This window comes from Tannerella forsythia (assembly GCF_001006485.1).
GTDB lineage: Bacteria > Bacteroidota > Bacteroidia > Bacteroidales > Tannerellaceae > Tannerella > Tannerella forsythia.
On the sequence record NZ_JUET01000039.1, the window covers coordinates 1 to 721 of the forward strand.

At 48.0% G+C, this 721-nt stretch carries 1 protein-coding gene; it reads left to right on the forward strand.

What is annotated here, in order from left to right:
* Positions 1–22 precede the first annotated feature (22 nt).
* Positions 23–721, forward strand: a 699-nt coding sequence (locus Tanf_RS01860) for an IS110 family transposase (RefSeq protein WP_046824700.1), incomplete at its 3' end; no start/stop codon positions are given.

Consider the following 721-nt stretch of genomic DNA (forward strand, 5'->3'; position numbering starts at 1 on the left):
AAAAAAATTTAAAAAAATAATTATGAACAGAACTCGAACAGTTGCCGGCCTTGATGTGCACAAAGATAGCATTTATCTCTGTATTATGGGATATGACCAGGCCATTATTTGGGAAAATACTTATGGAGTGCTTACTCCCGACTTGCGTCAGATGCATCATGACATGAGAGCCCATGGTGTCACCGAAGCAGCTATGGAGAGCACGGCCGTCTATTGGGTTCCGGTATGGACGGAACTCTGCGAATCGATGGAACTCAGATTGGTGAATCCCTATTTCATCAAGCAGCTTCCCGGCAGGAAAAGTGACGTGAAGGATGCCCGATGGATCGCGGAGTGTCTTCTGAAAAATCTCATCAAGGGAAGCTTCGTTCCCGAGCCCATCGTGCAGGATATGCGCAAATTGAACCGCCGTATCATGGACCTGTGCGAAGATACGACCTACAACAGCAACAAACTCGACGCAGCTTTGCAAAGATGCGGTTTTAGGCTCAGCAATTACGTGGCTACCACCAAAAGCAAAAGCTATCGGTCTGTACTCAAAGCGATAATCGACGGACAGACCGATCCTGATGAACTCCTCAGTCTTGTGCATGGACGCATACTCAACAAACATGGACGTGAGAGGGTGAAAGCCGCGCTGACAGGCTCGTTCTCAGAAACCGACCTGATTGTTCTCAGACAATTGAAGGAAACACTCGACCTGATCGAAGAACAGACGGCG